Annotated in this window: 6 protein-coding genes and 1 pseudogene; 2 read left to right on the forward strand and 5 right to left on the reverse strand. The window is 39.6% G+C overall.

What is annotated here, in order from left to right:
* Positions 1-3: 3 nt before the first annotated feature.
* The 4 genes and pseudogenes from yidC to rpmH all read right to left on the reverse strand — a co-directional run bounded on the left by yidC (position 4) and on the right by rpmH (position 2297).
* The gene (yidC, locus tag H7844_12160) at positions 4-1599 is read right to left on the reverse strand and encodes a membrane protein insertase YidC (protein ID MEO5358036.1); all 1596 of its coding nucleotides are present in this window, start codon (positions 1597-1599) and stop codon (positions 4-6) included.
* Positions 1600-1633: 34 nt separating this feature from the next.
* A complete protein-coding gene (gene yidD / locus H7844_12165; GenBank protein MEO5358037.1) occupies positions 1634-1843 on the reverse strand; it encodes a membrane protein insertion efficiency factor YidD in 210 nt (69 codons plus the stop codon).
* Positions 1840-2112 (reverse strand): annotated as a pseudogene (rnpA, locus tag H7844_12170) (ribonuclease P protein component). Before rnpA ends, yidD begins: the two are co-directional and overlap by 4 nt.
* A gap of 41 nt (positions 2113-2153) precedes the next feature.
* Positions 2154-2297 carry a 50S ribosomal protein L34 gene (gene rpmH / locus H7844_12175; protein MEO5358038.1) on the reverse strand — a complete coding sequence of 48 codons (144 nt, stop codon included), beginning with the start codon at positions 2295-2297 and terminating at the stop codon, positions 2154-2156.
* 222 nt (positions 2298-2519) lie between these two features.
* Between rpmH and H7844_12180 the strand changes: the two genes are divergently transcribed.
* Together H7844_12180 and H7844_12185 are read left to right on the forward strand one after the other, a co-directional pair.
* Positions 2520-3119, forward strand: a complete 600-nt coding sequence (locus H7844_12180; protein ID MEO5358039.1) for a zinc-ribbon domain-containing protein — start codon at positions 2520-2522, stop codon at positions 3117-3119.
* Between the two features lie 162 nt (positions 3120-3281).
* Positions 3282-3461, forward strand: a complete 180-nt coding sequence (locus H7844_12185) for a zinc ribbon-containing protein (GenBank protein MEO5358040.1) — start codon at positions 3282-3284, stop codon at positions 3459-3461.
* 163 nt (positions 3462-3624) lie between these two features.
* Here the strand turns inward: H7844_12185 and H7844_12190 are convergent, their stop codons facing one another.
* Positions 3625-6468, reverse strand: coding sequence for a PAS domain S-box protein (locus H7844_12190; protein MEO5358041.1), 2844 nt, complete (start codon positions 6466-6468; stop codon positions 3625-3627).
* Positions 6469-6721: the final 253 nt, after the last annotated feature.

Raw genomic sequence — 6721 nt, forward strand, 5'->3', positions numbered from 1 at the left:
GGTTTAGGCTGTCTCAGCTTTACGGTTTACATACATCTGCTGCACTATACTTAAGATATTACTAACTAGCCAATACAGAACCAGTCCTGATGGGAAACTTAAGAACATGAATGTAAACACTACCGGCATAATCATCATTATTTTAGCCTGAGTGGGGTCCATAGTCGTAGGGGTCATCTTCTGCTGTATGAACATTGTAGCACCCATAATAATAGGAAGCACATATATGGGGTCCTTTGCTGAGAGGTCTGTTACCCAAAAGTAAAATGGTGCTCCTCTTAACTCAACCGACACCAGAAGTGCTTTATAAAGGGCAAAAAATACAGGTATCTGAATCACTATCGGAAGACATCCTCCCATAGGGTTAACCTTATGGACTTTGTAGAGCCCCATCATTTCCTTTTGCATCCTCTGAGGGTCCTTCTTGTACTTTTCACGGATTTCAGTCATAAGCGGCTGAATCTTCTGAAGTTTCTTCATTGAACTCTGCCCTTTGTTTATAAGTGGAATAAACGGTACCCTCACAATAATTGTCAAGGCAATAATGGCAAGCCCGAAGTTTCCAAGGTATTTATTGAGAAACAATAAAAACCAGAAAAGCGGCCTTGCAATTATTGAAAAATAACCGAAGTCAACGATATGCTCAAGAGAGACATTCAGAGCTTTTAACACATTGTATTTCTTAGGACCCGCATAAATTAGAAATTCATTGACTGAGGCAGTGCTTTTAAAAGCCACCATAGACTTTTGTTTTACACCGGCAGGGGTAGCCGCAAGCTGCCACACCGTTGTTTCAGCCATTGGGCTCTGTGGAGCCAAAGCTGCACAGAAATACTTGTTCTCTTCAGCTATCCATTTTACACTTTCAGTATATTTTTTAACGTCATCCATTTTTTTATCTTCATCGAACTCAACCCTGTCCATACCGTTTAAGATAACCGGTCCGAAGTGCGCACCGTATCCATCCCCTCCGTCTCTGGTAAAACCACTGCCGACTGTTATGTAGTAAGAATCCATTCCGGTAGTTTCATCCTTAAGGCCAACCTTGAAACTGTCAGCGTAGAAAGTATATGTCCTTTTGACTTTCTTACCGTTTGCTTCATAAACCAGAACCACTCTGCCTGTGTCACTTCCGCTTATTGTGATATTTTTAGAGTCTGTAGCAAACACAGCCTGAGAAAGCTCAAAATCAGTGGTTGCACCGATTACAAAAGCACCATATTTGGCCGATTTGTCAATTAAATTGACGTCTTTTTTGCTGTCGTCTTTATATTCTTTGAGTTTAAACGATTCAATAGCCCCACCCAGAGAACCAACGATTGCACTGTAGTGGGGGGTATCAACCGTTATATGTTTAACCTCCTCCGGAGTAACCGGTTTTTCAACAGCCGGAGCGGATGTGGCAACAGCCGGCATTTCCTTAGCCTGCTGTGAAACTGTGGTCGCATTATCTGAGGCGCCGGTTGCCGGAGCTTTAGCTTGAGGCGCTGTCTGAGGTGTAGTCTTTTGTTTTTCCGCAAGCGGCTTGACGTATAAAAACTGAAATAAAAACAGTACGGCAACTGACAACACTATCGCAACAAGAGCGTTTTTTTCCATAGTATATTTTAGATCCTCTCCTTATTTTTTGTTTTCATCTAACCGGATCATAGCCGCCGCTATTAAACGGATTACATCTTAAAATTCTCTTTACCGACATTAATAACCCCTTAAAACTCCCATTTCTTTCAATTGCCTCTGCGCAATAATCCGAGCAGCTTGGATAAAACCTGCAAGAAGACGGAAAAAGCGGTGACAGTATTGCTTTATAAAACCTGATAATCAGGATAAGAACAGCTCTCATTTTAACTTATCAAACAAGGTCTTAAGTTCTGCAAACACACTATTAAACCCAACAGTAGATACCAAAGGTTTTGCAATTACAACAACATCCGACGGTGTCATCTTAGCCTTTTCGTCCATTAAAATCAATCTGACCGCTTCTCTGAAAAATCTTTTAACCCTGTTCCTGACTACTGCATTTCCTGTTTTTTTGCTGACAACAAGGCCTAATCTCACCAATGTGCCGGAAGTCGGTAAAACGTAAACTTTCAACATACTCAAGGTAAATCTACGGCCTTTTTTTAAAACCTCTTGAAACTCGTAGCTTTTCCTTAAGCGCTCAGCTCTTTTCGTCCCTTTGCCCTTCTTCTTTTTATGATTTTACGTCCTGCCGCAGTTGACATACGCTTTCTAAAACCATGCTTCCTTTTTCTCTTGATCTTGTGTGGATGAAATGTTGTATATGCTCCGCCCATTGCTGTATCTTCCTCATTTAATTTAGATTTTCTTAAAGTCTTATTATATTACTATTTTTTAATATTGTCAACTTCAAGTTAATAAAAAAATAAAAGACTGAATTCCGGCCTTCGCTCGTAATGACATAATCACTCCGTTTATGTTATCTTAAGTTATCACAACCAAGTTTACAAAATCGGTAAATATGTGTCAGAATTAGCTTAGTATATTGTCTGAGGTACATGATGACAATTAGGTGTCCTTTGTGTAACACGCAAAATGCTGTTAATGAGGCGGACTTCAGGGGCTTTCTGCTACAGTCGGTATGTCCCCGTTGCAGGGCTAACCACGTCTTTGTTGAGGACAGGGGGGGTAACTTTCCCGCATCCTCACAGCTGAAAAATAAAGCCCTCAAAAAATTCTATGTACGAATTGCTGTTATAATAATAGTTGTAGTTACTATCGCTATTGCAGCCGTTTTTTTGGGAGCAATTCATTTAATTAAAAACTCAGCCTCATACAAGATGGCGGCGGAGCTGGTTACAACCAGTGATGAAGTTATATCGGCTGTCGGTGGCAATGTGGAAATAAGTTTTTTCCCTGACGCTGAAATAAAAACCAGTGGAAACACCGGTAGTGCCACATACACTCTTACCGCTAAGAGTGAAACCGGCTCGGTCAGAGTACATATCCGTATGAAGAGACAAAATGGACAGTGGGACGTTACAAGTGCATATTTTATGGATACTAATAACAAAAGAGTGGATATTGTTAAAAAAGACCTTACTCCTACAAAAAAAGAGAAACCAAATAAAGAGAAAAAACCGGCGGCGGAAACCTGAAAACGCATGGGCCTTGTATGAACGTGGCAGCTGTTATTTTAAAACCGGCAATCAGGAGCAGGCAATATCCGACTCACAGAACGCCTGAAGACTTGGAAATAAGCAAGCATGAGATATATACAATAAACTCAAAGGAGACACATAAATGTCAGAGGTATGTCTGTGAACGACGGCAATTCCGTTAAATGCCAAAATTGCGGCTATGAGCTTGAGGTTACACCCCAGATGGTGGAACGCCTCCACAGCAAGAGTATTCCCTGTCCGGGTTGCAAGAAAACACCGTTTGTATTTTTCCTTATGTCAAAAGTAATGCCTGCTCAACCCCCTTTGTTTTTTGGATGACTCTTGACTTCTCACCTGGCAGAGAGCACCGGCTTGACAAAAGACCTGGAATTGCGCCATCAGTTCTGTTTAGCGCCATAGGGGAACACCAACTGGGTCCGCTAAAACAGTAGAATGTAAGTTTTGCTTTATGATTCCATGAACTACATTTCAACACTATAAACTACGGCTGATTGTAATGCTTTTTAAACCTTAAGCTGAACGTTGTTCCGTTTGTTCTGTCCAGCTCAATTGTTCCGTCAATTTGCTTAACCAGCACGGAAACTATTTGCATCCCTAAAGTTTTTGGTTGACTAAAGTCTGTCTCCGGTGGCAGCCCCACACCGTTATCACTTATAATCAATTCTATTTCATCGTTATTTACCGTGTGAACTACCAACTTGATCTCACCATCTCTGTCGTCTTTAAAGGCATGTTTCAAAATGTTTGTAAAAAGCTCGTTTATTATTAATCCGCAGGGAATTGCAATGTCTAAACCAATATATACATTCTCTATGTCTGTTTTGAAGGTGAGCTTATTTTTCCCGGCACCTAAAAAGATAAAAATATCCTGCGAAAGACTCGTTATATATTTCTTGAAATCAATTTCCGATAACCCCTCTTTGTGATAGAGTTTTTCATGTATCAAAGAAATTGATTGTATTCTGTTGCGGCTTTCTATAAACATATCTCTGTAAGTTTTATCCTTAACATAATTAAGTTGAAGGCCGATAAGCCCGGAAACCAGTTGCAGATTGTTTTTTACCCTGTGATGTAACTCCCTGAGCAGAACATCTCTTTCTAAAACAGAGCTTTTTAGCGTTTTCTCAGCTTCTTTCCGTTTAGTAATATCTGTTAAAAAAGCAATTGTTCCGTCATAATTTCCTTTTTCATCCATCACGGCGGCGGCGGAAACCATCGTATAGATTTTAGTGCCGTCTTTACGTATAAATGCAAAGTCATGGTGGTTTGTCAAGCCTTGTCTGCTGCCTTCTATGTATTTTTTAGCTGTCTCAATATCAGGGATATCCATAAAAGCAAACATCCGCCTTGAAAGTATCTCCCCAATTGTAAACCCCAGCATATCAGCCATTGCCTTATTTACAAAAGTTGTATTGAAGTTTTTATCAGTCACCCAGATACCCTCATGGGCAAGCTCAACAAGCTGACGGTATTTTTTCTCACTTTCCTGAAGTGACTGCTCAAGAATCTCCATCCGTTCTATCCTGTCCTCAACAGCCTTACGCTCAACAACCCCTGCCAATACATCTGCAACCGACAACAAAAAGGTCTCCTCCGACTTGTCATACGTGTGTCCCTCTTTAACATAAATACTTATAACTCCCAACACTACCTTTTTTGACTTAATGGGAACACAATAGTGTCCGTGATTATATAAAGCATCATATTGAATTTCATGCTCATTATCCACCGAGGACTTAAATATCGTCTTTCCGGTTTGTGCAGCAGTTCCACATAAACATTTGCCAAGCGGGATGTTGGTGCAGGTTTCAAATAATTTCAAAGGTACTCGTCTGTGGGCTTTCATTACAAGCATATCAGGGTTGTCTTCAATCAAAAAAATACATCCCATTGATGATGACTCAGAAATCCATGGTACATTACTGAGAATGTCAAGAATTTTTTGCAGCTTTTCCTTTAATGGAATCAGCTCAAGCGATACATTTAATATAAGATTCATAACACCTTGTGCTAAAGCACTATCAGCTATCCTCTCTTCAGATTCCTTCCTTACAATTATTCCCGCTATGGTGTTTGCAACTGTTTTTAAGAAAACCTCTTCATTGCTGTTTCTGGTATGCCCTGCATTTAAATCCACAGTCAGTACCCCCAGAAGTCTGTCTTCTAAAATAACAGGGACACAATAATGCCCGTGAAGTTCTATATTGTTGTACATTATAGTGTGCCGCTCATCTGTAGAATCAGATGAGAATACTATGTCCCCCGAGGAGGCTGCCAAGCCGCAGAGACATTGCCCCAGGATTAGCGATGAACATGTTGACAACTGATTATAACTAAAATTATGAGATGCTGCAATTCTGAGCCGGTTGTACCTTTCATCTAAAAGAAATATGCATCCTTTTTTATGTGAGGCTAACCACGGTATCGATATTAAAATCTCCAGGATTTTCTCCAGTTGCCTTTTCAGAGAAACAGACAGTAGAGAGACCTTGAGTATTGAATTTACAACTTCCTGAAGTTTTGCATTCTGAACAATATTTTCTCTTTTCCGGTATAATTCATCTATTGTTTCCTGTAACATATTCTTTGCCTCGTAATTAAACAGTCTAATAACCCCAACCATAGAGAAAGCGATAATTACTGCCGCTGCAGCTCTGAATACTTGTACGGGAATTTTAACAAAAGCTAAGAAGTTATTTGTATTAAGAATATTAGAGGGGAAGAAATCACCTTCCGGAACAACCAACCCTGCTAATATCCCGTATACTATAAAAAATATTGTTGTTATCAGAAAGTATTTTTCAAGTTTCATCTTCTGTGATATATATGTCGCCTTACAGTGCAATCTCAAGCCAATGGCAGAAAAAACAGCACCCGGAAATGCTAAAAAATATCTTGATAATATTTGTCCGCTCTGAAGTGTTGCCTGTGAATTATAAGAGACAATTACAATAACTGTTAAAAGCACAGGCACTAACCACCATTTCAAATATTGGGAAAGATATCTTACCGTGATACTTTCACATATTCTCAGTGTTTGTCTGCCAAACTCAAGTAGAAAACAAAATGACGAAACCAGAAAAATGAAGCTTATTGTTTTTAGTATATCATTCGATGGATGTAGAAATAACAACATGTCAAGCCATTCATTAACACCATGAAGCAGGGCAAATAAAGATAATAACCAGATAACTTTTACCGGCTTAAAATGTTCGTTAATTTTTGGCTGTAAGGATAACGAGATGCCCATGAAAACAAAAGCTAATCCATAGACAAAAAACACATAGTGCATATTGTCTCTGAAAAATTGCTCTACTGCTTCCACAAGCCCCCCAATTCGCTATTTTATTGCTGCTATAGCTGTCCCCCCTAACTATCTGTACAACTTTAGATGATTATAGCATATTCTTTTGTTTTCTGCAATTTATAAATTTACCAAGTATGAGCATCTCCCTGCCAAACCTCTTGTAAATGTCAGCTCTGTTGAGGCAGCAGAGAGCGCTTATACCAAGTTGCATTCATTCGATTAACTTTGTTGGCTTCGTCGAAAGCTCCTTGACGTACGAGCATAGTACGCC

This window comes from Nitrospirae bacterium YQR-1 (assembly GCA_039908095.1).
GTDB lineage: Bacteria > Nitrospirota > Thermodesulfovibrionia > Thermodesulfovibrionales > Magnetobacteriaceae > Magnetomonas.

Bases quoted from the DNA above. Each gene is read 5' to 3' on its own strand.
- yidD (MEO5358037.1), bottom strand. From the start codon at position 1,843: ATGAGAGCTGTTCTTATCCTGATTATCAGGTTTTATAAAGCAATACTG.
- H7844_12180 (MEO5358039.1), top strand. From the start codon at position 2,520: ATGATGACAATTAGGTGTCCTTTGTGTAACACGCAAAATGCTGTTAAT.
- yidC (MEO5358036.1), bottom strand. From the start codon at position 1,599: ATGGAAAAAAACGCTCTTGTTGCGATAGTGTTGTCAGTTGCCGTACTG.
- rpmH (MEO5358038.1), bottom strand. From the start codon at position 2,297: ATGGGCGGAGCATATACAACATTTCATCCACACAAGATCAAGAGAAAA.